This is a genomic window from Ruegeria sp. I3, assembly GCF_056532525.1.
Genome location: NZ_JBQFNI010000002.1, coordinates 677,219 through 702,966, shown reverse-complemented (window position 1 = coordinate 702,966; position 25,748 = coordinate 677,219). Strand labels below are relative to the sequence as shown.

Genomic DNA, 25,748 nt, shown 5'->3' with positions numbered 1-25,748 from the left:
CCGAGGCCTTCTGACTAATTTGGGTAGGTTCAACCCAGCAGTTCTTTGACCTTGGCGACTGTTGCCTCGGTCGTGATGCCAAAATGCTTGTAGAGCTCTCCGGCGGGTGCCGACGCACCAAAGCTGGACATGCCGATGAACCCGGCTTTGGCCTCGCGACCACGCTCGCCCAGAAGCCAACGGTCCCAGCCTCCGGCGCGAACCGCAGCCTCGATACCGACGCGGACGGCTCCCGCAGGCAATACGCGCTTGCGGTAGGCTTCGTCTTGTTCGGCAAACAGCTCCATACAGGGCATGGAAACGACCCGAGTGCCGATGCCTTCGGCCTCAAGTATTGCTTTAGCTTCCATCGCCAGCGAAACCTCGGAACCTGTGGCAATCAGAATCGCCTGACGCTTGTTTTCTGCGTCAGCCAATACATAAGCGCCTTGCGCGGTCAGGTTTTTGGCTTTGTGCTGGGTCCGAACAGTTGGCACGCCTTGACGGGTCAGCGACAAAACCGAGGGGCTGTCCTTGAAGGTCAGCGCCAATTCCCAGGCTTCGGCGGTCTCAATCGTATCGGCTGGGCGGAACACATAAGTGTTCGGCGTCGCGCGTGAGATCGCCAGATGTTCCACCGGTTGGTGCGTCGGACCGTCTTCGCCCAGACCAATCGAGTCGTGGGTCATCACAAACACCGTCGGGATCTTCATAAGTGCAGCCAAACGCATCGAGGGCCGCGCATAGTCGGTGAAGGCCATGAACGTACCGCCATACGGGCGAATGCCACCATGCAGCGCCATACCGTTCATAGCAGCGGCCATACCGTGTTCACGAATGCCGTAATGGATATACCGACCCTTGCGGTTTTCCGGAAGGAACACGCCCATATCAGCCGATTTGGTGTTGTTTGATCCAGTCAGGTCAGCCGAGCCGCCAATGGTTTCGGGCATGATCGGGTTAACGACATTCAACACCTTCTCTGAAGAGGCGCGTGTGGCCAGCTTTGGCTGGTCTTCCGACATCTGTTTCTTGAACGACCGGATGGCGCCGGCCAGCTTCTTTGGCGCCTCAAACGCATAGGCGCGGTTGAATTCGGCTTGTTTACGTTCGGAGACTTGCGCAAAACGCTCCTCCCACGCTGCGCGCTCGGCTTTGCCACGTGCACCAATGGCCTCCCAAGCGGCTTTGACCTCAGCAGGGATGACGAACGCATCATGCGGCCAGTCATATGCTTCTTTGGCGGCGTTCAACTGATCCTGATCGGTCAGAGCGCCATGGCCTTTTGAAGTGTCCTGCGCCGCGTGACCCAGTGCAATGTGACTTTCACAAGCAATCATCGTCGGTTTGTTCGACTTCTTCGCCTGCACGATGGCCGCATCGATGGCCTTGGGGTCGTGGCCGTCAATCTCAAGCACATGCCAGCCCGAGGCCGCAAAACGGCGCACCTGATCGGTGCGGTCGGCGATGTCGACTGTGCCGTCGATGGTGATGTTGTTGTTATCCCAGAAGACGATCAGCTTGCTCAGCTCGTGGCGACCGGCCAAAGTGATCGCCTCTTGGCTGACGCCTTCCATCAGGCAGCCGTCGCCCGCAATCACGTAGGTATAGTGATCAACGATCTTCTTGCCATAATGCGCACGCTGAATTTCCTCGGCCATCGCAAAGCCAACGGCATTCGAAATGCCCTGACCCAAAGGTCCGGTAGTGGTTTCGACACCATCGATCAGGAAGTTCTCGGGGTGCCCGGCAGTTTTGGCGCCCAATTGACGGAAGTTCTTGATCTCTTCCAGCGTAACATCGCCATGACCGGTGAGATACAGCAGCGAATAGACCAGCATCGAACCGTGACCCGCCGATAGGATGAACCGATCGCGGTCCGGCCAGTTCGGGGCAGCGGCGTCGAATTTGAGGTGCTTTTCGAACAATACGGTCGCAACATCGGCCATGCCCATCGGCATACCGGAATGGCCGGAATTGGCGGCGGCGACAGCGTCGAGGGTCAGGGTGCGGATGGCCGCAGCCTTGTCCCAGTGTTCGGGGTTGGCATTGCGCAGCGCAGTCAGGTCCACGGGCGTAGTTCCTTTGGTTTACGGGCAGATGGGCGCTGAATACCATCCGATTGTCAAAGTGCAAGCAGAACCGCGTGGCACACCGAATTGGCGCTTCAAGAGCGGTGTGCAAGTGGTTGAAACCAAACAGTGGGTATTTTCTGTCGCATTCCGTTAGACTAGGGCTGAGCGCCGCCGCTTTTGATTCGGGTAGGCGAATATCAGAACGAACCTTGATAAAGAGGTGACACAGGCATGAGTCAGATCGAAGAACTACAACGCCGCATTATCTCCGCGATGGAGCGGATCGGTAATGGTGTCGAGGCCTTGCACGATGCTGGATCCGCAGCCGGTGATGATACGTCGCTGCGAACGGCGCTTGAAGAAGAGCGGGTGGCCAATGCCCAGCTTGAGGAACGGCTGAAAACGATCAAAGAGAGGCACGCGCAAGAGATTGACGCGCTGCGTGCGCAACCGGCACCGAGTTCGGAAGTGGATGCGCTGCGTGCGCAATTGGCCGAGGCGACTTCTCAGCTCGCCACGGTTGAGGCTGCGCGGGCCGAGTTGGCGGATGCCAAGGCTGCGCTTGAAAACACGGACGAAGTCGAGGGCTTGAAGGCAGAGATTGAGACTCTGCGCTCACATCAGGGCGCCGCAAAAGAGGCCAATACGTTGCGCGCGCAGGTCGAGAAACTGACCCCAATCGCGGATCGCGCGGAAGAGATGGAGGCCGAATTGGCGCGTCTGCGGGCTGAACTGGTCGATAGCGAGCGGTTAACCGAACTCAATGCCGAGCTTGAGATGCTGCGCGCGGAACGGGCTAGCCATGGGGCCGCGATGTCCCGGTTGGATGATGATTTGCAACGGCTTCGCAATGCAAACGATCAGCTCCGAAGCGCTGTCGATGAATTACGCGCCGCCGCAGAGGACGGTGTCACGGATGCTGACATGCTGAACCGGGCCACGACAGCCGAATTAGAAGCCATACGTGCCGCGCGCGCGTCGGACGCAGCCGAAGCGCATGCGGTCCTGGCTCGGCTTGAGCCATTGCTAAGTCATGCCAATCTGGCCGAGGGAGAGGTGGAATAATGCCCGAAGTAACCATTCATATCGGTGGCCGCGGCTTTGATGTCTCGTGCCAGGACGGTGAAGAACCGTTTCTGCAAGCGGCAGCCAGACTGCTGGATGATGAGGCTCAGGTTTTGTCGGACCAGATCGGACGTATGCCGGAATCGCGGATGCTGCTGATGGCGGGACTCATGTTGGCAGACAAGGCAGCCGCGCATGAAGATCGCATGAAACTGGCCGAGGCCAAGCTGGTTGAATTGGAGACCGAATTGAAGCGGCTCCGCAGCCAACCGCAGCCGGAACCTGAACGGATCGAGGTCGCGGTAGTGCCGCCATCTGTCACGGATACGCTGGCTGAAATGGCGGCGCGCGCCGAAGCCCTGGCGGCAGTCATTGAAGAAAGGACGGCCTAATGCCGATCGCCCGAATGGCCTTTTGCGCGGCCGTCGTCTCGCTGACTGGCACGATGGCAAAGGCCGATATCGACATTCTGTCCGTGACGTTTATCTGTGAAAACAACACGCAAGTGCCGGTGTCCTACTTTAACGCCTCAAATGGCGATGGGGCGGCTGCGATGATGATCGATGATCAGTTGATCCCCATGAAACAGGTTCCAAGCGGTTCGGGCATCCGGTATGAATCCGTCGGAGGGGCAGGGACATACACCCTGCGCTCCAAGGGGTGGGATGCCACGATCAGCCATCAGGCCGAAGGCGACACAGCCCCGGAACTCGTATTGTTCAAGGACTGTAGCAGCCGATAGCTTACGCGTTTGCTTCGCGGATTTTGTCCGCAGCGTCTTTGTTGTAGCCCACACTGTTTTCATCGAACAGTGTGTCTAGCTCGCCCGACAGCGTCATTTCAGTGATAATGTCGCAACCGCCGACAAACTCGCCTTTGACATAAAGCTGAGGCACGGTTGGCCAGTCGGAGTAGTCCTTGATGCCCTGGCGCACAGCTTCGTCAGCCAGAACGTTCACATCGGTGTATTCGACACCCATGTAATTCAGAACACCGGCCACCCGGGATGAGAACCCGCACTGCGGCATCTCTTTGGTGCCTTTCATGTAAAGCACCACATCGTTGGCTTTGACGGTTTCGTCGATCTGGGTCTTAACGTCGCTCATCTTGCTTTTCCTTTTCATCCGCTTGCGCGGCGGTCGTTCGGTTATCGGGCAGTTCAGGTGCCCATCCTTCTTCTTCAAGCCGCCGGTGTTCTGCTTGTGCAAGCGTCACCGGATCAAGCCCGTATCGTTCAATTCCCCCAACCTTGCTAAGCGTATCGGGGTCAGGGCGCATATCCGACAGTTTTCGTTTTCTGTTGCGTTTGACATAGGCTTCGATGAGGGCGGCGACAACTATCAATGCACCAAGAAGAGATATCCAGAAGGGCCAGCCACTCATCTTTTCAAAGCCACTTAGGCGCTTTTTTGAAAGTAGTTCTGTGTCATTCAGGTACCTTCGTCGTCAACGCCAGCGCGTGCAATTCCCCATCAGATCCATCCATCTTGCCTTTCAGCGCAGCGTAAACCGCACGCTGTTGCTGAACGCGGTTTTTGCCGCGAAAGCTTTCGTCCACGACCATGGCGGACATGTGCACGCCATCGCTGCCACCAACCTGAATTTCCGCATTGGGAAAGCTTTCGCGCAGCAGGGTTTCAATCTCGTGGGCGCTCATCGGCATGTAGGTTCACTCCTGTAGGTCTTTCCCAAGATGTAGAGTGATGGGAGCGGGCGTGCAAGATGTCGAGCATTTTTCAGATACGCGAATCCCGCGCCTATGGAAGACGCGGGAATTCTGGAATTCGGAAGAGACGATTTATCAGGCGACCGCGGCGGCAAAGCTCTGGCGGAAGGTCTCGGTCAGTTCTGCCAAAGGAGCTTCGGAATTGCCGATCTTCACGCTGTCACCGGTAAATCGACCAACCGAGACCAGCGGGACACCGGCCTGACCGGCAGCGATCATCAGCGCCTCGGCTTGATCGAAGTTGCATGCCACAAGATAACGGGCCTGGTCTTCGCCGAATAGGAACTCGGATGATGCATCATCCAGGCAAACGCCAACGCCTGCAGCTTCAGCAAGTTCAAACGCAGCCAGTGCAAGGCCGCCATCGCTAAGATCGGTACATGCTTTGATCATCTCGCGATTGGCACGGATGAATTCCCCGTTGCGCGCCTCTGCAGCCAGATCAACATGCGGCGCGTCTCCGTCCTCGCGGTTGAATACCTCGGCCAGCAGGGCGGACTGACCCATATGGCCGTTGGTTTCGCCGATGACCAGCGCAACATGGCCATCCCGAACCTCGTTTCCGATGATCTCGTCGCTATGAGCAAGAAGACCAACCGCGCCGATGGTGGGGGTTGGCAGGATCGCCTGACCGTCTGTCTCGTTATAAAGAGAGACGTTGCCCGACACGATGGGCATATCCAGCGCACCAACGGCGGCACCGATACCTTGGATCGCGCCGACGAACTGACCCATGATCTCGGGCTTTTCGGGGTTCCCGAAGTTCAGGTTGTCTGTGGTGGCAAGTGGTTTGGCCCCCACGGCGGTCAGGTTGCGATAGGCCTCGGCCACCGCTTGTTTGCCGCCTTCCACCGGGTTTGCACGGACATAGCGCGGGGTTACGTCGCTGGTAAAGGCTAGCACCTTGTCGGTGCCATGTACGCGGACCATGCCAGCGCCCAGACCCGGCGTGCGAGTTGAATCCGCCATGACCATGGTGTCGTATTGCTCATAGACCCATTGTTTGCCTGCGTAATTGGGTGAAGAGAGCAGGGCGCGCAGACCGTCGATCGGATCGATCTGTGGTACGTCTTCCAGTGGCGCGGACTCAGGGGTCGGTTCCCACGGGCGGTCGTATTCAGGCGCGGTCGAGGACAGTTTAGACAGGACCAGATCGGCTTTGATCTCACCATTGTGCATGATCAGGAAACGGTCTTCGGCAATGGTTTCGCCTACGATGGCAAAATCGAGGTCCCATTTTTCGAACACGGCGCGGGCCTCAGCCTCAAGCTCAGGTTTGAGGACCATCAGCATCCGTTCCTGAGATTCCGACAGCATCATTTCATAGGCTGTCATGTTCTCTTCGCGCTGCGGGACATTCTCGAGGTCCAAACGCACGCCCAGACCACCTTTGTCGCCCATCTCTACAGCCGAGCAGGTCAAGCCCGCTGCGCCCATGTCTTGGATCGAGATCACGGCACCGGTCTGCATCAGTTCCAGCGTTGCTTCCATCAGGCGCTTTTCGGTGAAGGGGTCGCCGACCTGAACGGTGGGGCGTTTTTCTTCGATGGTGTCATCGAATTCGGCCGATGCCATGGTTGCTCCGCCCACACCGTCACGACCGGTTTTTGCGCCCAGATAGACGACGGGCATCCCAACGCCCGAAGCGGCCGAGTAGAAAATCTTGTCACTGTCAGCCAAGCCGGCGGCAAACGCGTTCACAAGGCAGTTGCCGTTATAGGCCGGGTGGAACCGAACTTCGCCACCCACGCAAGGCACGCCGAAGCAGTTGCCGTAGCCGCCAATCCCCTCGACCACACCATTCACCAACTGGCGCGTCTTGTGGTGGCCGGGTTCGCCAAAGGATAAAGCGTTCATCGAGGCGATGGGCCGTGCGCCCATGGTGAAGACATCCCGCAGGATGCCGCCCACACCGGTCGCCGCGCCCTGATAGGGTTCGATATACGAGGGGTGGTTGTGGCTTTCCATCTTGAACACCACGGCCTGACCGTCGCCGATATCGACGACACCCGCATTCTCGCCTGGGCCGCAGATAACCTGAGGGCCAGAGGTCGGAAGGGTGCGCAACCATTTCTTGGATGACTTATAAGAACAATGCTCGTTCCACATCGCTGAAAAGATGCCAAGCTCGGTAAAGGTCGGCTCACGCCCGATGATCTCAAGGATCATGTCGTATTCCTCGGGCTTGAGCCCATGTGCGGCAATCAGATCGGGTGTGATGGCGGGCTCTTGCATCTTCTGTCCTGTGTCCAAGTGGGCCGAGATTGCGGGCCTTTTAGGGCAATGGGCCGCTTGAGGAAAGGGCCAAACCCGCACAGGGGACATCGGGCAATAAAAAACGGAACCGGCCATAAGACCGGTTCCGATTTCAGAGGCGTGCTGATTTGGTTCAGCCAGCGGCTGAAACGTGTCGAAGCCCAAGTGTCAGGCGGGGTTTTGCCCTTTGTTGACCGCATCTGCGGCGGCTGCGCCGGCGGCAGCTTTTTGTTCTTCAGTTATGTTCTCAGCCTCATCCAACCCCGGGATGGCGACGCGCACCTCGCGGCGGGCGAAGTCGATACCATTTGCGTTGAATTCGGCCTTCACACGGTTAAAGATCTCCTTACGCAGTGTGAATTGCTTGCCGGGCTTGGCCATGAACTTGCCTCGGATGATCATACCGACATCGTCGAAGTCGAACACACCCTGAGATTTGAAGGGCTGCAGGAAGCCATCTTTGTGAACCTCGTCCTGCATCATCTCGGCACCGATCTTCTTGAAGATCTTCTTGACCTTGTTGGGGTCGGTGTCGAACGGCACAGTAAATTTCAACTTCATGATCACCCAGTCACGGCTGAAGTTGGTGAGCTTTTGAATCTCGCCATAAGGTATAGTGTGCACCGGACCACGATGGTGGCGAAGCTGCATTGAGCGGATCGAAATTTTCTCGACCGTTCCCATGGTCCCGCCGACATCGACATATTCGCCGACGCGGAAGGCGTCATCGATCAGGAAGAAGATGCCGCCAACGATATCGGCCACCAGTTTCTGCGCACCAAAGCCGATGGCCAGACCCAAAACACCAGCACCAGCCAGCAGCGGCGTGATGTTGATGCCCAAAGCGCTCAGGGCCAGTAGGCCGAAGATCACCGAGATGGTGACTTGTGCGGTAATCCGCAACAAGGGCAGGACGGTCGCCAGACGCGAACCACCCGCGCCGCCACCTTCTCCGCCGGCTTCTTCATCCAGCTCCTCGGCCGCTGTCTGTTCCTTGGCCAGACGACGGTTAATCCACAGCGAGACGATCTCGTTCAGGATGTAGCCGACAGCGATGATCAGCAGGAACTCGATGATTGCGCCGCCAACTTCGGCACCGATACCTGCGGACGCAACATGGCGCAGATCAAGCTGCCAAACACGGGAAATCATGAAGACGACGAAGAGGCCAGCAATCACCCGACCGATGCGAATATAGCTGCGCTTGGCCGATCGGTAGGCGCGTTCTGCTAATGGCCCTTCGCCCGACATTGGCGGCTGCAGGTGACGCACCAAACCACGTATTAATGTATCAAGTGCAGGTGCAATCAACAGCCAGAACATGGTTGTGAAATGCGCTCCACCGGACAGCACGCGGATCAGCGCCGGGTTGCGTTGTGCCACCAGGAATTCGACCAGCAGCCAAATCACAACCGAAACGCCGATTGCAAAATACGGGTAATACCGCGCGACTTCTTCGTCGAACTTGGTGTGGTCCGGGTCGGTGCCCAGCATCATCTGTGACAAACCTTCGCGCGCAGTCCAGGCGATTATGCCGATATAGACGTGGATTGCTGCGTTCAGCCAAAAACCGATGCGCGTCTGATCGCCGGTTACCCCGTTGAGCGCGTTGAACCTTAGTACGAACAAGGTAAAGCCGATCAGGATCAGCAGACCGATCAGGTTGCGATGCAGGTATTTTGCCCAGTGGTCGTCAATGTTTACCAATCGGAATTGTGGCTTTTGCGGCGCAAGAACAAAGCGCGAGACTGCTGCCCCCAGACGCGGCACCCAGATTAGGTAGAATACAAATGGGGCTGCATAGATGATCTGCTCGGGGCTCAGCAATCCTCGGCCAATCGCCCGAATGACGACGTAGAATACGATAAGCCCTGCAATTTCGCGGCAAAATCGGCGGAACAGGTAGTTCACAGCGCCTCTGAGATCAGCGTCACCCGAGGGCTCGGTTGCCTCATGCCAGCGGCGGGTCAGGAAAATAAATAGCTTCTCAGCAATGAAGCCGACTATCAGGACCGAGAGCACCAGCCCCATTAGCGTCAGAACACCAGCGCCCCCCAATTTGTCAGAGAAATTGCTAAATGCAGTGATTTGCGCACTGATGATATTGGGAACTGTGGTCAGAACATGTGTCCAGGATGCGACCATTTCTGCCCAGATCTCATTGAGCTCGGTCAGCGGGTCTTCCTGACCTTCCTTTTCTGCCGCTTGCTTTTCGGCAACAGCGTCAAGGCGTTCCAGAAGGATTGCCCGTACTTGGTCGTCAGACATGCGCGCAACCAGATCATCAACCTGTTCTGGCGTCAAATCTTCGGGAATTTCAACTGTAGCGGTTGTGCTTGTGTCTTGTGCATGAAGTGGCACGGCCAGGAACAAGACTGAAATCATCGCCAACAATAGGCGGAATGAGTGGAACATGAATTAGCCCTCGAACACGAAATTTAGGTGTTTTTTCGGGATCATAGGCCTACGAATTGGATTTTCCCAGTGCTTTCCACTGAATTGCATCAGCCTGGCGCAAAAAAAAAGGCCGAGCACTAAGCTCGGCCGTAGTCCAACAGGGAGGTATGAAGATGATGAGCGTTTCAGCATCACCGCCTTCATGTGCTCATTTAGGGATCAGTTTATTAACGATCAAGGTCTATTAGCAGACCCCGGCGTCATGCCCGCTATGCTCTGAGTGCATGGCTATAGCTTGCCCAATTGCCTCAGCTGTTTGCGATGGGCGATTATCTCATCCTGCACAAAGTCCCGAAATGCCGCTATCCGTTTGGAATGACGCAATTCTTCGGGGTAGGCGAGGTAAACCGGAACATCAGCACTTTCGATGTCTGACATGACGGGGACCAGATCCGGGAAGTCCTCAGTCACATAATCAGGAAGTACTCCGATACCCAGATCATGCAGCACGCCCTGAAGAACGCCGAAATAGTTGTTCACGGTCAGCAACGAGCCGGGATTGTATGTCATAAGGTGACGAACCATCGACGCGCTTGCCCCAACCTGAGGGGCTGCGGGCGTTTGGCAGATCAATCGGTGCTTGGAAATGTCTTCCAGCGTTTCAGGCGCCCCACCATGAGCATCCAAATAGCTGCGCGTTGCATAGAGCAGCATCTGCACAGTCATCAGACGTTTGCGCACGAGATCGGCCTGGCTGGGCTCTTTCATGCGGATGGCCACATCGGCTTCACGCATTGGCAGATCCAATACCCGCTCTTCAAGCATGAGGTCGATATTGAGGTCAGGATACTGTTCATAGAGCTTCGGTAGGCGCGGTGCGAGCCACAGCGTGCCGAACCCGAAGGTGGTGGTCACCCTCAGTACGCCAAAGACCTCATCTTCACTATCCCGGATACGCGCCGCAGCGGCATCCAGACGTTTCAGCATGGCCGTCGTGGCATCGAACAGCAATTCGCCTTGTTCTGTCAGAATCAGGCCGCGTGCATGACGGTGGAACAAGGTTGCATCGAGTGATTCTTCAAGCGCGCGGATCTGACGGCTCACCGCGGATTGAGATAAATTGAGCTTGTCTCCCGCGTGTGTGAGGCTGCCAGCGTCTGCAACCGCGTGAAATATTCTGAGCTTGTCCCAATCCATCGCCGCAACTTTCGTTATCCTCGCGCAGCCCTATATGAAACAGGTAACAAATTCCACAATGAAACCCGGAAATCGTTACGGAATAGAGTAAAATCACTATGCAGGTCAGTATTTATGACCTAATATGCACGAGAATAAAGCACACTAATCCGACGAGGGGAGACGTCAGATGAGTCAGCCGAAAATTTCACTCAACGACCGGTTCGACCTGTCCAAAAGCCCGGTTCTTCTGAACGGCACGCAGGCACTGGTGCGTTTGATGCTGATGCAAAAAGTACGAGACACTGCGGCGGGATTGAACACAGCGGGTCTGGTCACAGGCTATCGGGGGTCTCCGCTTGGTGCTGTAGACCTTCAGATGTCTCGTGCTGAAAAGCAACTTGCCGAAAAGGATGTCACCTTTCAATTCGGATTGAACGAAGATCTGGCCGCAACCGCATTATGGGGCAGCCAACAGGCGGGGCTGCGTGGCGACGGAAAATTCGATGGTGTTTTTGGGCTCTGGTATGGCAAGGGGCCGGGCGTAGATCGATCCGGTGATGTGATGCGCCATGCCAATATGGCGGGCACGGCGCAACATGGCGGTGTATTGATGGCCATGGGCGATGATCACACGGGTGAAAGCTCCACCGTTTTACATCAGTCGGAATGGTCACTGGTGGACATGTATATGCCCGTGGTCAGCCCGGCAGGTGTGCAAGAAATTCTGGACTATGGCATTTACGGGTTCGCGCTCAGCCGGTTCGCCGGGGTTTGGGTCGGGCTGAAAACGATGAAAGACACGATCGAAGTGACTTCCGTCGTAGATGGCCGCCCTGACCGGATGCAGCTGGTCACCCCTCAATTCGATATGCCAGAGGGTGGGCTGAATATTCGGCTAGGTGATACACCGCATCTGCAGGAAGCGCGCGTAATCGACCACAAGCGCTTTGCGGCAGAGGTCTTTTCTCACGCCAACAAACTAGACAAGAGGGTCTGGGGAAAACCGGGCGCCAAGATTGGGTTTGTGGCGGCGGGTAAGAACTGGCTTGATCTGACTCATGCCATGTCGCTGCTGAACATCAACGCGGATGAGGCCGAACGGCTAGGCATTACCACCTATAAGATCGGTCAGACTTTCCCTTTGGATATGAAGGGCTTCCACGATTGGGCTGAGGGCCTGGATCTGATCGTGATCGTCGAGGAAAAGCGCAAGCTGATCGAAGTTCAGGTCAAAGAGGCGATCTTTGACGACCGTCGTGGGCGCCGTGTTTATGGCTGGTACAAAGGCGGCGCGGGGACGCTGCACCGCGAAGAACTGTTCCCGACCCGAGGGGCGCTTGACCCGATCATGATTGCCGAGAAGCTGGGTGAGATCCTAATCGAAGAGGGGCGCGATACAGATGGCGTTCGTGCCGGACTGGAGGCGCTGTCCGAAGCGCGCCGGGCTGACAATGCGCAGGAAATCGCGGCGCGTTTGCCATACTTTTGTTCTGGATGTCCGCATAACAGTTCAACCAAGCTGCCTGATGGCAGCCGAGCATATGCCGGGATTGGCTGTCACTACATGGTGCAGTGGATGGATCGCGAAACCACCGGTTTCACCCAGATGGGCGGCGAAGGGGCAAACTGGATCGGCGAGGCTCCGTTTTCGACCACACAGCATGTGTTCCAAAACCTCGGCGATGGCACCTATAACCATTCCGGCGTGCAGGCGATCCGGGCGGCACTGGCTGCGGGCACAAATATCACCTTTAAGATCCTCTATAACGACGCCGTTGCGATGACCGGAGGTCAGGAGAACGAAGGTGGGCTAAGTGCCGAACGCATCGTCGCCGAGGTCCGCGCGATGGGAGTCAGCAACGTTGCCGTCGTTTACGACGAAAAAGAAGATGTGAATTTTGGTGCGTTGCCTTCGGGCGTTGAGACGTTCGAGCGTTCAAAACTGATGCAGGTTCAGGAAAGATTCCGCGAAATCGAGGGTGTATCGGTCATTGTTTATGTTCAGACTTGCGCAGCTGAAAAGCGCAGGAGACGCAAGCGCGGCACGTTCCCCGACCCCGATAAGCGAGTGTTCATAAATACCGATATCTGTGAGGGTTGCGGAGATTGCGGCGTTCAGTCGAACTGCGTTTCCATCGTACCGAAAGAGACCGAACTTGGCCGCAAGCGTGCGATTGATCAGTCAAGCTGCAACAAGGATTTTTCCTGCTTGAACGGGTTCTGCCCGTCTTTTGTAACCGTTGAAGGGGCGAAAATCCGCAAAGAGGCGACGACCGACCTCGACTTGCCCGACCTACCGGACCCCGTTTTGCCACAGATCAACGGCACCCATAATGTCGTGATCACCGGCGTTGGTGGCACAGGCGTTGTCACCATCGGGGCGGTTCTGGCGCAAGCCGCACAAATCGACGGCAAGGGTGCCGGTATGATGGAAATGGCCGGCCTCGCACAGAAGGGTGGCGCCGTACATATCCATTGCCGTCTGGCCAACCGGCCCGAAGATATCAGCGCGATCCGTGTTGCCACTGGCGAGGCGCATGCGCTGATCGGCGGTGATCTGGTGGTATCGGCCGGGGCCAAGACGCTTGGCCTCACGCAAACCGGCCAGACCGGCGCCGTTGTGAACAGTCATGAGATTATCACCGGTGACTTCACGCGCGATACAGAATTCACAATCCCCAGCGATCAATTGCAGCTTGCGCTGCAGGCGCGGTTGAAAGATGGGGTGGCCCTTTTCGATGCCACCGATCTGGCGCGAGCCGTGATGGGCGACTCGATCTATTCCAATATGATGGTCTTTGGCGCAGCCTGGCAGCGTGGTCTGCTACCGATCAGTCACCAAGCGATAATGGGTGCTATTGAGTTGAATGGTGCGGCGGTCGAGCGCAACAAACGCGCCTTTGAAGTTGGTCGCTGGGCGGTGACCCACCCCGACGACGTGGCCAATATTTTGCGCCCCAACGTAGCAGAGTTACCAAAGACCCTCGATCAAGTGATCGATTTCCGCGCTGCGCACCTGATCGACTATCAGAACAAGCGGTTGGCGAAACGTTATCGCAAGCTGGTCGACAGCGTTGCAGATCAACACGTTCGTGAGGCTATTGCCAAAGGCTACCATAAGCTTTTGTCATATAAGGATGAATATGAAGTCGCCCGATTGCTGCTCGACAGTCGCCAGAAGGCGGAGGCCGAGTTTGATGGTGACTTTAAGATGACCTTCCATCTTGCGCCGCCAACCCTGGGGACGAAGGGCGACAATGGACGCCCGGCCAAGAAAGCGTTCGGAGAGTGGTTTCTTGGTCCGTTGAAGGTTCTAGCCAAGCTGAAAGGTTTGCGCGGCACTCCGCTGGATATCTTTGGCTACACGACAGAGCGCAAAATGGAGCGTGCTCTGATCCGCCAGTATGAAAAGGACATGAAAGAGGTTTTGCCCAGTCTGACGCCCGAAACCAGTGATGCGATCGCGGCCCTTGCGGCTCTGCCATTGGACATTCGCGGTTTCGGTCCGGTTTTGGTCGCCAATGAGGCTAAGGCTGCGAAACGGCGCGAGGAATTGTTGGCTGTTATTCGCGATGGCGGGCCTCAGATGAAAGCTGCGGCAGAGTGAGGCTTTACAAGCTTGTCATCAAACCTATGCAAAATGTCTACCCGGCCTTATCTAAGCGGCAGCAAACCGGAGTAGCCTATGCCCTCGCGCCATCACGTCGCTCGTGACATCTCTTACGCCCATTCCGCAGAAACGCGGAGCGGGCGTATAGTGATCAAGCTGATGGAAAACACGACCGGTCGTCTGCGTCTTATCCGCCGCGCTGACGGGTATGAGCAGGAGGTCGCACAGGGGCGTGATTTTTGGTCCGTAATGGTGGATCGATATGGGCTGACATTAGACGTGGTTGGCGGTGCGTTGTCGAACATCCCAAAAGATGGGCCATTGATCCTGATTGCGAACCATCCTTACGGCATTCTAGACGGGCTAATGATGGGACACATCCTGTCTCAGACTCGGACAGACTTTCGCATTCTCGCCAATCATGTTTTTCGCAAAGCTGAAGACCTGAACAGCATCGTGCTGCCAATTTCGTTTGATGCCACAAAAGATGCGATGAAGCTGAATCTTGCGACCCGCAAAACCGCTCTGAACTACCTAAGCGATGGTGGTGCAATCGGGATCTTCCCGGGTGGCACCGTCAGCACTGCGGCCAAGCCATTTTCTCATCCGATGGATCCAGGGTGGCGCGGATTTACAGCGCGGATGGTTGCCAAATCCAATGCGACCGTTGTGCCGGTTTTCTTCGATGGTCACACCTCGCGTTTGTTCCAGATTGCCAGCCATCTGCACAACACTCTGCGGATGGGGTTGCTGATCAAAGAGTTCAAGAAACGTGTCGATACCCCCGTCCGCGTAGTTGTAGGAGACCCCATTGGGCGCGACATTCTGGACCCGCTGGGCAAGGATACGCGCAAGATGATGGATTTCCTGCGCAAAGCCACGTATGAGCTGTCTCCAGAGCCATTGAAGTCTTATGACTATGGCTATGAATTCGAGGAACGGCATCGCGCCTGAAGGGGCAAATGGCAGTAGGTATCTTTGATTCCGGATTGGGTGGTTTGACCGTCCTGAACGCCGCGCAGAAACGTCTGCCCGACGTTGATTTCCTTTATTTCGCGGACAGCGCGCATGCGCCTTATGGTGTGCGCGATGCCGAGGATATCTTTAACCTGACACGAAACGCTGTGCAGGACCTTTGGGATCGCGGTTGCAATCTGGTGATTCTGGCCTGCAATACCGCAAGCGCCGCCGCCCTGCGTCGGATGCAAGAAGCGGGCGTGCCAGAAGGAAAGCGTGTACTGGGCGTATTTGTGCCTTTGATTGAGGCGCTGACTGAACGGCAATGGGGCGACAACTCTCCACCGCGTGAGGTTCAGGTGCAGCATGTTGCGCTGTTTGCGACGCCCGCGACAGTGTCGAGCCGTGCGTTTCAGCGGGAGCTGGCGTTTCGGGCGATAGGGGTTGATGTCGAGGCGCAAGCCTGCGGCGGGGTGGTGGACGCCATCGAAGAGGGCGACATGATCTTGGCCGAGGCCTTGGTACGCAGCCATGTGGATGCTCTGAAGCGCAAGATGCCGGAACCGCAAGCAGCCATTCTGGGCTGTACGCATTACCCGCTGATGGCAGAGACGTTTCAGCAGGCGCTCGGACCGGATGTGAAAGTCTATAGCCAGGGTGATCTGGTTGCGGAAAGCCTTGCAGACTACTTGCAACGGCATCCGAATATGCTGGGTGAGGGCACTGATGGCTTCCTGACAACGGGTAAGCCGGGCGTTGTGACGGATCGCGCGACTCAGTTCCTCCGACGACAAATCACCTTTGAAGCCGCCTGACCTAGGTCAAGGACGGCGCTTTTCCGATTCCGTAATTCGTTGACCGTCACAGCGGCGGTCACCCCATGTGACACATGAATGAAAGAGGTCTGACATGACCCACAAAATCGCAATTCTTGGCGCTTCTGGTTACACCGGCGCGGAACTCGTGCGGCTGATCGCCGGGCATCCGAGTATGGAAATCAAAGCTCTGGCCGCCGAGCGGAAGGCTGGACAGACAATGGCGCAGGTATTTCCGCATCTGCGCCATATGGATTTGCCGGTGCTTTGCAAGATTTCCGAGATCGACTTTAGCCAAATCGACCTGTGTTTCTGCGCTCTGCCGCACAAGACCAGTCAGGAAGTCATTCGCGAACTGCCCAACACCTTGAAAATTGTTGACCTGTCAGCAGATTTTCGACTTCGCGATGGCGACGAATACAAGAAGTGGTATGGGAATTCACATGCCGCGCTTGGGCATCAGGAAGAGGCGGTTTATGGTCTGACCGAGTTCTACCGTGACGAAATCCGCGGCGCTCGGCTGGTTGCCGGGACCGGATGCAATGCCGCGACGGGTCAGTATGTGCTGCGTCCGCTGATTTCGGCGGGTGTGATTGATCTGGATGACATCATTCTGGACCTGAAATGCGCGGTCTCGGGCGCAGGTCGGGCGCTGAAAGAGAATCTATTGCACGCAGAACTCAGTGAAGGGGCGAACGCATATGCCGTTGGCGGGACGCACCGGCATCTGGGCGAGTTTGATCAGGAATTCACGGAACTGGCTGGACGGACGGTGCATGTGCAGTTCACACCGCACCTGATCCCAGCCAACCGGGGTATTCTGGCCACAACCTATGTAAAGGGTGACCCGCAGAGCGTGTATGAGACACTTCAAGCGGCCTATGAAGCCGAGCCCTTCATTGAGATGCTGCCATTTGGCGAGACGCCCTCGACCCACCATGTGCGGGGGTCGAACTTCTGCCATATCGGTGTCGTTGGAGATCGGATCGAACGCCGTGCAATCGTGGTGGCAGCATTGGATAACCTGACAAAAGGTAGCAGTGGGCAAGCCTTGCAGAACGCCAACCTGATGTTAGGTGAGGATGAAACCCTGGGTCTGATGATGGCCCCCTTGTTCCCGTGAGGACGGTATGAAAACGCTTAAGAAACGTCGTCGTGTACAAGTCATTCTAGTGGCTGTTGCGGCCCTGATACTGGCGACGGGTCTGATCGGATATGCGATGCGTGATGGCATCAACTTCTTCCGCTCACCCAGTCAGGTGATTGCAGAACCGCCGAAACCGACCGAGGTGTTCCGTATAGGTGGATTGGTCGAAGAAGGTTCGATCATTCGCGGGCAGGGTGAGACTGTGCATTTCGTCGTGACCGACGGCGGTGAAAGCGTAAAGGTCGCTTTTACCGGTGTTCTGCCTGATCTGTTCTCGGAAAATCAGGGTATGGTGGGCACCGGAAGTTATGTGAACGGAGTTTTTGAAGCCACTGAAATCCTTGCGAAACACGATGAAACCTACATGCCAAAAGAGGTTGTGGACGCATTAAAAGAGCAAGGCGTTTATCAGGAATCAGGCGATAGCTGAATGCAGCATCGCTGAATGCCAACGGCGTCAAATTTCTAAACAGAAGAAGCGGGGCGTTGCGTGCGAGAGGTAGGCAGCGCCCTTTGTTTTGCAGTGGTGTTAACGAAATTGTCCGACCGTTTGCCAAAGTTTGGCATAGGGTTGACGATGTTGACGGTACGACAGATTGCAAAAGGGATCGTGGCGCGGGAAGGTGGTTTTGTGGATGACCCCGATGATCCCGGCGGTGCCACGAAATACGGGGTGACGATCCATACCATGCGCCGATTGGGTCTCGATCTGGACCGAGATGGTTCGGTGACGCAACAAGACGTGCGCATGCTTAGCAAAGCGCAGGCCGTCGATATTTTTCTGGAACACTATTTTGAGAAACCACGCCTTCAGGTGCTGCCGGAAGCCGTACAGGCATCCGTGTTCGACATGTACGTCAATGCAGGAGCTCAAGCGGTGAAAATCCTGCAGAACCTGCTGCGGCAGATGGAGTATGACATTACGGTTGACGGGGTCATCGGCCCTCAGACTGCGCAGGCGAGCCGCGAGGCGGCTAGTCCAAAGCCTCTGGTGTTTCGCGATGCCTATGGGGTCGCAAGACGAAACTATTACTTCCGTTTAGCAGACCGGCGGATGGCTCTTCGTAAATATGCCAGAACACGCGCGGGCGGCAAAGGCGGATGGATCAAGCGTGCCGAAGAGTTTTTATCGCCCAAGTATCATCTGAGCGAGGACGCGTTTCGGAAAAGGGTTTCGGGATGGGTTTGATCTCGGGTTTGTTGGCGCTCTTGTTTGGCGGAGGTCGCAATGTGGTTCGCGAAACTGCGGAAGTGTTTCGCGAAAATGTAGAAAGCGGTGCCGAGCGTTCTGTCGAACTGCGCAGTGCGGCCATGGCGCAATTCGGCACTGAATTCCAAGCCCCAAGCAAAACCAGATTTGATCGGTTCATGGACGGGCTGAATCGCCTTCCGCGACCGGCGCTGGCTTTGGGAACATTGGGTTTGTTTCTGGCCGCCATGATCGATCCGCTGTGGTTCGCAGCACGTATGCAGGGAATTGCGCTGGTGCCAGAGCCACTGTGGTGGCTGTTAGGGGTGATCGTGTCGTTTTACTTTGGCGCGCGGCATCAGATCAAAGCGCAGGATTTTCAAAGAGAAATCAGCGCGACAATGCTGAGGGCGCCTGAGGTGATCGCCAATCTTGAAACGATCCGCGGGTTGCGCGATGACAGTCCGGGTGTCGCCGATACTGGCTCGGACGCATCGTTGGCCGAAGCAGTCAACCAGCCGGATTCGAACCCTGCATTGGAGGACTGGAAGCGGCTACGAAAGACCTGAGGCGCGACATTATGTGCGGTGATCCGAGGCGAATGTGAATGGCACTTGCACCGGTGCCGCAGTATAAGCAGGCCATGATTACAGAACTCGGCCATTTCGCACTTATCTTAGCCTTCCTCGTTGCCATCGTCCAAACTGTGGTGCCGTTGATCGGGGCTGCCAACCGTTGGAACGGGTGGATGGTTTTCGCTGAACCGGCCGCCATCACGCAGTTCATCTTGGCCGCCTTTTCCTTTGGTGCGCTGGTCTGGGCGTTTACCACGTCTGACTTCTCGTTGCGGATCGTGGTGGAGAATAGCCATTCGGCAAAACCGATGCTCTACAAGATTACCGGGACCTGGGGAAACCATGAAGGTTCGATGCTGTTATGGGTCCTGATTGTAGCGATATTCGGCGCGATGGCCGCCATATTCGGCGCTGGCTTGCCTCCGACCTTAAAGGCGCGGGTGCTGGCCGTTCAGGCCGCGATCGGAGTGGCTTTCTATGCCTTTATCCTCTTCACATCGAACCCGTTTGACCGACTGCCTGTTCCTCCGTTCGATGGACGGGACCTGAATCCGCTGCTGCAGGACCCCGGTTTGGCCTTCCATCCGCCATTCCTGTATCTGGGCTATGTCGGCCTCAGCATGGCGTTCAGTTTTGCCGTTGCTGCATTGATCGAGGGCCGGGTGGACGCGGCTTGGGGGCGTTGGGTTCGGCCTTGGACATTGGCGGCTTGGGTCTTCCTGACGATCGGTATCGCGCTTGGATCCTGGTGGGCCTACTACGAATTGGGCTGGGGCGGGTTCTGGTTCTGGGATCCTGTTGAGAACGCCAGCTTTATGCCTTGGCTACTGGCGGCCGCTCTATTGCATTCCTCCATCGTGGTGGAAAAACGCGAGGCGTTGAAAAGCTGGACGATCTTGCTTGCGATTATCGCGTTTGGGTTTTCTCTGATCGGGACCTTTATCGTGAGATCGGGGCTGCTGACTTCGGTCCATGCTTTTGCCAATGATCCTGAGCGTGGCGTATTTATCCTGTTCATCCTGATCATCTTTACCGGCGGTGCGTTGACCCTGTTTGCTGCACGCGCGCAGGCGATGGAGGCGAAGGGTGTCTTCGGAATGGTCAGCCGCGAAAGTGCATTGGTTCTGAACAACATCTTGTTGGCAGTTAGCTGCTTTGTCGTGTTTTTTGGCACAATGTGGCCAATGGTGGCCGAGATGGCGTTCGATAGAAAACTCTCGGTGGGCGCGCCGTTCTTCAATGCGGCATTTACCCCATTCATGGTCGCCCTCGGAATCGTTCTTCCCGTCGGCGCAATGCTGCCGTGGAAGCGGGGCAAGCTAAGCCGGGCGGCATGGTCTTTGCGCTATGCATTTGTACTGGCGGTCACGATCGCGATACTGGTCTGGGTGATGCAGACCGGACGCAGCGCATTGGGACCCGTGGGCTTGTTCCTGGGGGCGTGGATCACCTTCGGCGCCATCGTCGATCTTTGGAGCCGCACTGGCCGCAAAGGCAGTTTTGGACGCCTGTTTCGACTGCCCGGCGCAGACTGGGGTAAGGCGGTGGCCCATAGTGGTTTGGGTGTCACCATGTTTGCCATCGCAGGCCTAACCGCTTGGGAAGTGGAGGATATTCGTGTCGCTCAACCGGGTCAGCCTTTTGAAGTGGGACAGTTTACGTTGACGTTGCAAGATGTGCGTCAGGTACAGGGGCCGAACTATTTCTCAACCATGGCGGATGTGCTTGTTGAGAAGGACGGGCGCTATATTGCGACTCTTAACCCGGAAAAGCGCGACTACCCTGTGGCACGGATGCCGACAACTGAGGCTGCAATCGACTACCGCTTTCTGCGCGATCTATATGTTGTGATCGGGGATCAACAAGCTGATGGCGGCTGGGTGATGCGAACCTATATCAAACCTCTGGCCAACTGGATTTGGGGCGGATGTATCCTCATGGCTCTGGGCGGTGTGCTCAGCCTGTCGGATCGCCGTTTCCGTGTTGCAGCCGGTGCACGGAAAACGCCTGCAAGCGGGGTTCCTGCCGAATGAAGCGCCTGCTTGTTATCCTGCTGCTGATTGCATCCCCCATCATGGCTATTCAGCCGGATGAAGTGCTTGACGACCCGGCGCTCGAGACACGAGCGCGAGATATCAGTACCGGTCTGCGCTGCTTGGTGTGCAGGAACGAAAGCATTGACGAAAGCAATGCCGAACTTGCGCGTGATCTGCGTATCTTGGTTCGAGAACGTCTGGTTGCCGGGGATACTGATCAAGAGGTTGTGGACTTTATCGTTGATCGCTATGGCGAATATGTGCTGCTGAAACCTACCGCGACCGGCGCTAATCTGTTGTTATGGCTGTCGGCTCCTGTCATGCTGCTGATAGCGGCCGGCATGGGGTGGAACTTTTTGCGCAAGCGTGCGCAGCATCAGGAAGTAGCGCATTCAGAAGGCCTTAGTGAGGAAGAACAAGAGCGTCTGCGCCGAATTCTGGAAGACTGACGCGCGGTTCTTCTTTTCCTTTTTCCGCATTTGCGTCAGTGTTTTGCAGAACGCTGCGCAGCTGAGGTTTTGCATGGAATACGAAGCGGTCCTTCTGGACATTACTGATAATTTGGCGGTTTTGACATTGAACCGGCCGGATAAGATGAATGCGTTGACGACGCAGATGCGGGCCGAGATCACCTACGCAATGAAAGACGCCGCGCAACACGCCCGCGCGATTGTCCTGACGGGTGCTGGTTCTGCCTTTTGTTCAGGTCAGGATTTGGGTGACGCGTCGAGCACAGGAAAGATCGACCTCGAACGCGCGCTTCGCGACGAATATGAACCGATGCTTGAGGCTGTCTATGATTGCCCCGTGCCAACAATAGCGGCTGTTAACGGGCCTGCAGCGGGGGCGGGGGCCAACCTGGCGCTTTGTGCCGATGTGGTGATAGCAACCGAGAGTGCCTATTTTCTGCAAGCTTTCGCTCGGATTGGTCTGCTGCCTGATGCAGGCGGCACCTGGTTCATGCCGCGTCAGATGGGGTTTGCCAAAGCGATGGGTGCAGCGTTGTTTGCAGACAAGATCAGCGCGCGCCAGGCGGATGAATGGGGATTGATCTGGGAAGCGGTTGCAGATGATGAGTTCGACGCTCATTGGCGCAAGAGAGCTGCGTATTTGGCGAATGGCCCAACCTCTGGGTTTCGCGCGATCAAACAAGCGATCCGGGGAACTTACGATAGAACATTACCTCAGCAACTTGCGGCCGAAGCCCACCTGCAGGGCGAATGCGGACGTACCCGAGACTTTGCCGAAGGCGTCGTAGCCTTTCTTGAAAAGCGCCCTGCGAAATTCGAAGGGCGCTGATCATTCAATCAGGCCCGGCGGCGGCGACGAGTGCGCCGTTCGGGAACGGCCTCGTCCCCAGTGCCATCTGAGGCTGAGGTAAACGGACCAAGCGCCGATACGATCTGATCCAGGGTCGGGCGCTCGCCGCGCGGACCGTTATCTAACGCCTCGCGCATTTTGCGCAAATGCGCAGGCATAGTGCCACAGCAACCGCCAATGATCGTTGCACCTGCATCGCGCGCCATGGCGGCGTACTGGCCCATCAGTTCAGGCGTTCCATCATAATGGATATGACCGTCCACATATTTCGGGATCCCTGCGTTGCCCTTGGAAATCAGTGGACGTTCGTTTCCTTGGGCAGCGAACCCAAGTACCGTCCGCAGTATATCCGAGGCACCAGTGCCGCAATTCGCCCCGAACGCAACCGGAGGATTGGGCAGAGTTTCCACGATCATTGCGAGATCAGAAGATGTAACACCCATCATTGTGCGGCCAGCCGTGTCAAAACTCATGGTGCCGCACCACGGCATATCTGCCAGAGCGAACGCTTCTGCCGCAGCCCGGAATTCTTCCGGCGCGCTTATGGTCTCAAGCCACAGAACATCTGCGCCTCCGGCCTTCAATGCCTCAGCTTGTTCATGAAACATCTCGACGGCTTCGGCGTGTGAGAGGCTACCGACAGGTTCCATGATCTCGCCGGTCGGACCAACGGATCCGGCCACGATGATTGGGCGGCCTGCTTTATCAGCGACTTCGCGACCCAGTTCAGCGCCAGTACGGTTCAGCTCGGCCACGCGGTTCTGGGCGTCGTGTAACTTCAAACGCGCGGCTGTTCCACCAAATGTGTTTGTCAAAAACAGATCACTGCCGGCATCGACCGAGCCCTGATACAGAGCACGAATCTTGTCAGGCGCATCGACGTTCCACAATTCCGGCGCATCGCCTGATTGCAGGCCCATGTTGAACAGGTTCGTCCCGGTTGCGCCATCCGCCAGAATGACGTCAACGGTTTCCAGAAGGTTGCTGAGCGCGTTTGTCATTGGAGTATTCCAAAATTGGGGCCACAGCCCGTCAAAATATGAGACGCCCCGTGTCTCATGACCGGGGCGTCAAATCAAATTCATAAAACTCATGAAGATCATGAGTTTTGCAGCTCAGGCATCAGGACTCGGCTTCCGCCATCACCTGCTCTTTGGCTTCGACCAGAAGTTCGACCATCTTCTCGCGGATTTTAGCCTCATCCGCGAGATCACCGAGGTAGCCTTTGACCGCCTCGACAACATCGTCTTCGCTGACATTTTGCAGGTCGGTGTGGACAAGTTCCTGCCCGTATTTACGCGCCTGTTCCACAGTCTCGCCTTTCAGCGCCGAGGCCCATACAGCCATAAATCGATTGCGGCGCATCCGGGCGATGAACTGCATCTTTTCGTCATGAGCGAATTTGTTTTCAAACGCGGCTTCACGTTCGTCGAATGTGGTCATTGGTTGGGGACCTCTTGGGTTAGATGTTCTTTTCTGATGATATGACTATACGACGCCCTGTGCGCAAGGTATTTGCGCTGCGTCAAAGCCTCTCGGTGTTGCGAACTTGCGGGAAAGCGGGGCTTGCACTATGAGGGCGCCAACGTGAAGGGACTCATTCCCTTTCCCCAGACTGGAAAGGTCGCTCATGGCGCGTCGCAAGAAGATTTACGAAGGTAAAGCCAAGATCCTGTATGAAGGTCCCGAGCCGGGCACCATCGTGCAGTACTTCAAGGATGACGCCACAGCTTTCAACGCCGAGAAGAAAGACGTGATCGATGGAAAGGGCGTTCTGAACAACCGGTTGAGCGAATTCTTCATGACCGGTCTGGCCCAGATCGGAGTTCCGACGCACTTTATTCGCCGTCTGAACATGCGGGAGCAACTTGTGCGGAATTGTGAGATCATTCCACTGGAAGTGATCGTCCGCAACTATGCCGCCGGATCGATGTCCAAACGCCTCGGTATCGCCGAGGGTACTCAACTGCCGCGCCCGATTGTTGAATACTGCTACAAGGACGATGCGCTGGGTGATCCGTTGGTGACCGAAGAGCACATTGCGGCATTCGGCTGGGCGAGCCAGCAGGATATGGACGATATCCTGAGCCTTGCACTGCGCGTTAATGATTTCATGAGCGGCGTGATGCTGGCGGTTGGTATTCGTCTGGTCGATTTCAAAATCGAGATCGGGCGTGTGTTCGAAGGCGATTTCCAACGACTGATCATTGCGGACGAAATCAGCCCCGATAGCTGCCGTCTATGGGATATCGAAACCGGTCAGAAGCTGGACAAGGATGTGTTCCGCCGTGATCTGGGTAGTCTGACTGATGCATATTCTGAGGTCGCCCGCCGTCTTGGCGTTCTGCCCAAAAGCAATGTCACAAAACCAACGCTGATCAACTGATCCTGTCTCATATCGACAGGGTTGTCCGACAAGCCCAAGCGGGGTATCCCGCGCCCAACGAAACGGATCGATGCGCGGTCCATCAGTGGAGTTCTCGAAAATGAAAGCACGTGTGCATGTGATGCTCAAGAACGGGGTTCTGGACCCTCAGGGCGAGGCTGTGCGTCACGCATTGGGTGCGATGGGCTTTGATCAGGTCGAAGGTGTCCGTCAGGGCAAGGTGATCGATCTAGAACTGGCCGACGGCTCGACCGAAGCGGACGTAACCAAGATGTGCGAAAAGCTGTTGGCCAATACGGTCATCGAACGCTTTGAGATCGAACTGCTCTAAGTTTTTCTGACCTAGGAGGGTCCGCCATGCGCGCAGCCGTCATCGTTTTCCCCGGTTCCAATTGCGATCGTGATCTTGCCGTTGCCTTCGAGCAGGCCGGTTTTTCCGTCGATATGGTCTGGCACAAGGATGCCGCGCTGCCCGAGGGTATAGATATCGTCGGTGTGCCGGGTGGGTTTTCTTACGGTGACTATCTGCGCTGCGGCGCGATTGCGGCCCAGTCGCCCATTTGCAAAGCGCTGGCCGCGCATACCGAACGTGGTGGCTATGCCGTCGGTATCTGCAACGGTTTTCAGGTTCTGACCGAAACCGGAATTCTGCCTGGCGCGCTGTTGCGCAACGCCGGTCTGAAATACATCTGCAAAACGATCGGACTGAAGGTCGAAACCAGCGATAGCGCCTTTACTGAAGGGTACAATGCCGGGGATGTGATCGATATCCCGATTGCGCATCACGATGGCAATTATTTCGCAGACGATGAGACCTTGGCCGAGTTGAAAGATCAGGATCGCATTGCGTTCACATATGCCGAAAATCCCAATGGTTCGCGCGACGATATTGCAGGGATTTTATCGCACAACCGGCGCGTGTTAGGTATGATGCCCCACCCAGAACGGGCGGCGGATTCAGGCCACGGAGGCACCGACGGGACGGCGCTCTTCCGCGCATTGGCCGGGGTGCTGACGCCCGCGTGACTTGAGGTCA

General features: G+C 56.4%; 25 protein-coding genes. 16 read left to right on the top strand and 9 right to left on the bottom strand.

Annotated elements, in window-relative coordinates; translation table 11 throughout:
- Positions 1 to 29: 29 nt before the first annotated feature.
- A complete protein-coding gene (tkt, locus tag ACR0L9_RS07870; protein ID WP_170635671.1) occupies positions 30 to 2,051 on the bottom strand; it encodes a transketolase in 2,022 nt (673 codons plus the stop codon).
- 234 nt (positions 2,052 to 2,285) lie between these two features.
- On the opposite strand from tkt, the gene ACR0L9_RS07865 reads away from it, so the two are divergent.
- The 3 genes from ACR0L9_RS07865 to ACR0L9_RS07855 are packed head-to-tail and all read left to right on the top strand — an operon-like array spanning position 2,286 to position 3,861.
- Entirely contained in the window at positions 2,286 to 3,119 is an 834-nt protein-coding gene (locus tag ACR0L9_RS07865) for a hypothetical protein (RefSeq protein WP_480895362.1), read from the top strand.
- On the top strand, positions 3,119 to 3,511 hold the full coding sequence (locus ACR0L9_RS07860; RefSeq protein ID WP_170393183.1) for a cell division protein ZapA: 393 nt from the start codon (positions 3,119 to 3,121) through the stop codon (positions 3,509 to 3,511). Before ACR0L9_RS07865 ends, ACR0L9_RS07860 begins: the two co-directional genes overlap by 1 nt.
- Positions 3,511 to 3,861, top strand: a complete 351-nt coding sequence (locus ACR0L9_RS07855) for an MliC family protein (protein WP_170393182.1) — start codon at positions 3,511 to 3,513, stop codon at positions 3,859 to 3,861. The genes ACR0L9_RS07860 and ACR0L9_RS07855 overlap by 1 nt, the downstream gene beginning before the upstream one ends.
- A gap of 1 nt (position 3,862) precedes the next feature.
- Here ACR0L9_RS07855 and grxD read toward each other — a convergent pair whose 3' ends face one another.
- From grxD to ACR0L9_RS07825, 6 genes are all read right to left on the bottom strand, one after another.
- A complete protein-coding gene (grxD, locus tag ACR0L9_RS07850; protein WP_170393181.1) occupies positions 3,863 to 4,225 on the bottom strand; it encodes a Grx4 family monothiol glutaredoxin in 363 nt (120 codons plus the stop codon).
- Positions 4,212 to 4,502, bottom strand: a complete 291-nt coding sequence (locus ACR0L9_RS07845; protein WP_170393180.1) for a hypothetical protein — start codon at positions 4,500 to 4,502, stop codon at positions 4,212 to 4,214. Before ACR0L9_RS07845 ends, grxD begins: the two co-directional genes overlap by 14 nt.
- Positions 4,503 to 4,545: 43 nt before the next feature.
- Positions 4,546 to 4,782, bottom strand: coding sequence for a BolA/IbaG family iron-sulfur metabolism protein (locus ACR0L9_RS07840; RefSeq protein WP_170393179.1), 237 nt, complete (start codon positions 4,780 to 4,782; stop codon positions 4,546 to 4,548).
- 138 nt (positions 4,783 to 4,920) lie between these two features.
- Entirely contained in the window at positions 4,921 to 7,080 is a 2,160-nt protein-coding gene (gene purL / locus ACR0L9_RS07835; RefSeq protein WP_170393178.1) for a phosphoribosylformylglycinamidine synthase subunit PurL, read from the bottom strand.
- 189 nt (positions 7,081 to 7,269) lie between these two features.
- Positions 7,270 to 9,516, bottom strand: a complete 2,247-nt coding sequence (locus tag ACR0L9_RS07830) for a mechanosensitive ion channel family protein (protein WP_170393177.1) — start codon at positions 9,514 to 9,516, stop codon at positions 7,270 to 7,272.
- 270 nt (positions 9,517 to 9,786) lie between these two features.
- Entirely contained in the window at positions 9,787 to 10,695 is a 909-nt protein-coding gene (locus tag ACR0L9_RS07825; protein WP_170393176.1) for a LysR family transcriptional regulator, read from the bottom strand.
- A 169-nt stretch (positions 10,696 to 10,864) separates the two neighbouring features.
- Here ACR0L9_RS07825 and ACR0L9_RS07820 point away from each other — a divergent pair, with 169 nt between their 5' ends.
- From ACR0L9_RS07820 to ACR0L9_RS07775, 10 genes are all read left to right on the top strand, one after another.
- The gene (locus tag ACR0L9_RS07820; RefSeq protein WP_480895361.1) at positions 10,865 to 14,284 is read left to right on the top strand and encodes an indolepyruvate ferredoxin oxidoreductase family protein; all 3,420 of its coding nucleotides are present in this window, start codon (positions 10,865 to 10,867) and stop codon (positions 14,282 to 14,284) included.
- A gap of 78 nt (positions 14,285 to 14,362) precedes the next feature.
- Entirely contained in the window at positions 14,363 to 15,241 is an 879-nt protein-coding gene (locus ACR0L9_RS07815; protein ID WP_170393174.1) for a lysophospholipid acyltransferase family protein, read from the top strand.
- Positions 15,242 to 15,249: 8 nt separating this feature from the next.
- Entirely contained in the window at positions 15,250 to 16,059 is an 810-nt protein-coding gene (gene murI, locus ACR0L9_RS07810) for a glutamate racemase (protein WP_170405556.1), read from the top strand.
- 94 nt (positions 16,060 to 16,153) lie between these two features.
- Positions 16,154 to 17,182: an N-acetyl-gamma-glutamyl-phosphate reductase gene (gene argC / locus ACR0L9_RS07805; protein ID WP_170393172.1), complete on the top strand. Its 1,029-nt coding sequence runs from the start codon at positions 16,154 to 16,156 to the stop codon at positions 17,180 to 17,182.
- 7 nt (positions 17,183 to 17,189) lie between these two features.
- Positions 17,190 to 17,636, top strand: a complete 447-nt coding sequence (gene ccmE / locus ACR0L9_RS07800; protein ID WP_170405562.1) for a cytochrome c maturation protein CcmE — start codon at positions 17,190 to 17,192, stop codon at positions 17,634 to 17,636.
- Positions 17,637 to 17,783: 147 nt separating this feature from the next.
- Positions 17,784 to 18,395, top strand: a complete 612-nt coding sequence (locus ACR0L9_RS07795; protein WP_480895360.1) for a holin-associated N-acetylmuramidase — start codon at positions 17,784 to 17,786, stop codon at positions 18,393 to 18,395.
- Positions 18,386 to 18,964 carry a holin family protein gene (locus ACR0L9_RS07790; RefSeq protein WP_170421443.1) on the top strand — a complete coding sequence of 193 codons (579 nt, stop codon included), beginning with the start codon at positions 18,386 to 18,388 and terminating at the stop codon, positions 18,962 to 18,964. The genes ACR0L9_RS07795 and ACR0L9_RS07790 overlap by 10 nt, the downstream gene beginning before the upstream one ends.
- 74 nt (positions 18,965 to 19,038) lie before the next feature.
- Positions 19,039 to 21,003 (top strand): heme lyase CcmF/NrfE family subunit, encoded by a 1,965-nt coding sequence (locus tag ACR0L9_RS07785; protein WP_170563485.1) that lies wholly within the window; start codon positions 19,039 to 19,041, stop codon positions 21,001 to 21,003.
- Complete coding sequence (locus tag ACR0L9_RS07780) at positions 21,000 to 21,455, top strand: cytochrome c-type biogenesis protein (RefSeq protein WP_170405571.1); 456 nt, start codon at positions 21,000 to 21,002, stop codon at positions 21,453 to 21,455. Before ACR0L9_RS07785 ends, ACR0L9_RS07780 begins: the two co-directional genes overlap by 4 nt.
- A 73-nt stretch (positions 21,456 to 21,528) precedes the next feature.
- A complete protein-coding gene (locus tag ACR0L9_RS07775) occupies positions 21,529 to 22,305 on the top strand; it encodes an enoyl-CoA hydratase-related protein (protein WP_170732109.1) in 777 nt (258 codons plus the stop codon).
- 8 nt (positions 22,306 to 22,313) lie between these two features.
- Here ACR0L9_RS07775 and bmt read toward each other — a convergent pair whose 3' ends face one another.
- Complete coding sequence (gene bmt / locus ACR0L9_RS07770) at positions 22,314 to 23,327, bottom strand: betaine--homocysteine S-methyltransferase (protein ID WP_170510072.1); 1,014 nt, start codon at positions 23,325 to 23,327, stop codon at positions 22,314 to 22,316.
- Between the two features lie 121 nt (positions 23,328 to 23,448).
- Entirely contained in the window at positions 23,449 to 23,769 is a 321-nt protein-coding gene (locus ACR0L9_RS07765; protein ID WP_170393165.1) for a DUF1476 domain-containing protein, read from the bottom strand.
- Between the two features lie 187 nt (positions 23,770 to 23,956).
- Here ACR0L9_RS07765 and purC point away from each other — a divergent pair, with 187 nt between their 5' ends.
- From purC to purQ, 3 genes are all read left to right on the top strand, one after another.
- The gene (gene purC / locus ACR0L9_RS07760) at positions 23,957 to 24,712 is read left to right on the top strand and encodes a phosphoribosylaminoimidazolesuccinocarboxamide synthase (RefSeq protein ID WP_170393164.1); all 756 of its coding nucleotides are present in this window, start codon (positions 23,957 to 23,959) and stop codon (positions 24,710 to 24,712) included.
- A 100-nt stretch (positions 24,713 to 24,812) separates the two neighbouring features.
- Entirely contained in the window at positions 24,813 to 25,043 is a 231-nt protein-coding gene (gene purS / locus ACR0L9_RS07755) for a phosphoribosylformylglycinamidine synthase subunit PurS (RefSeq protein ID WP_170405579.1), read from the top strand.
- Between the two features lie 26 nt (positions 25,044 to 25,069).
- Positions 25,070 to 25,738: a phosphoribosylformylglycinamidine synthase subunit PurQ gene (gene purQ, locus ACR0L9_RS07750; RefSeq protein WP_170393163.1), complete on the top strand. Its 669-nt coding sequence runs from the start codon at positions 25,070 to 25,072 to the stop codon at positions 25,736 to 25,738.
- Positions 25,739 to 25,748: the final 10 nt, after the last annotated feature.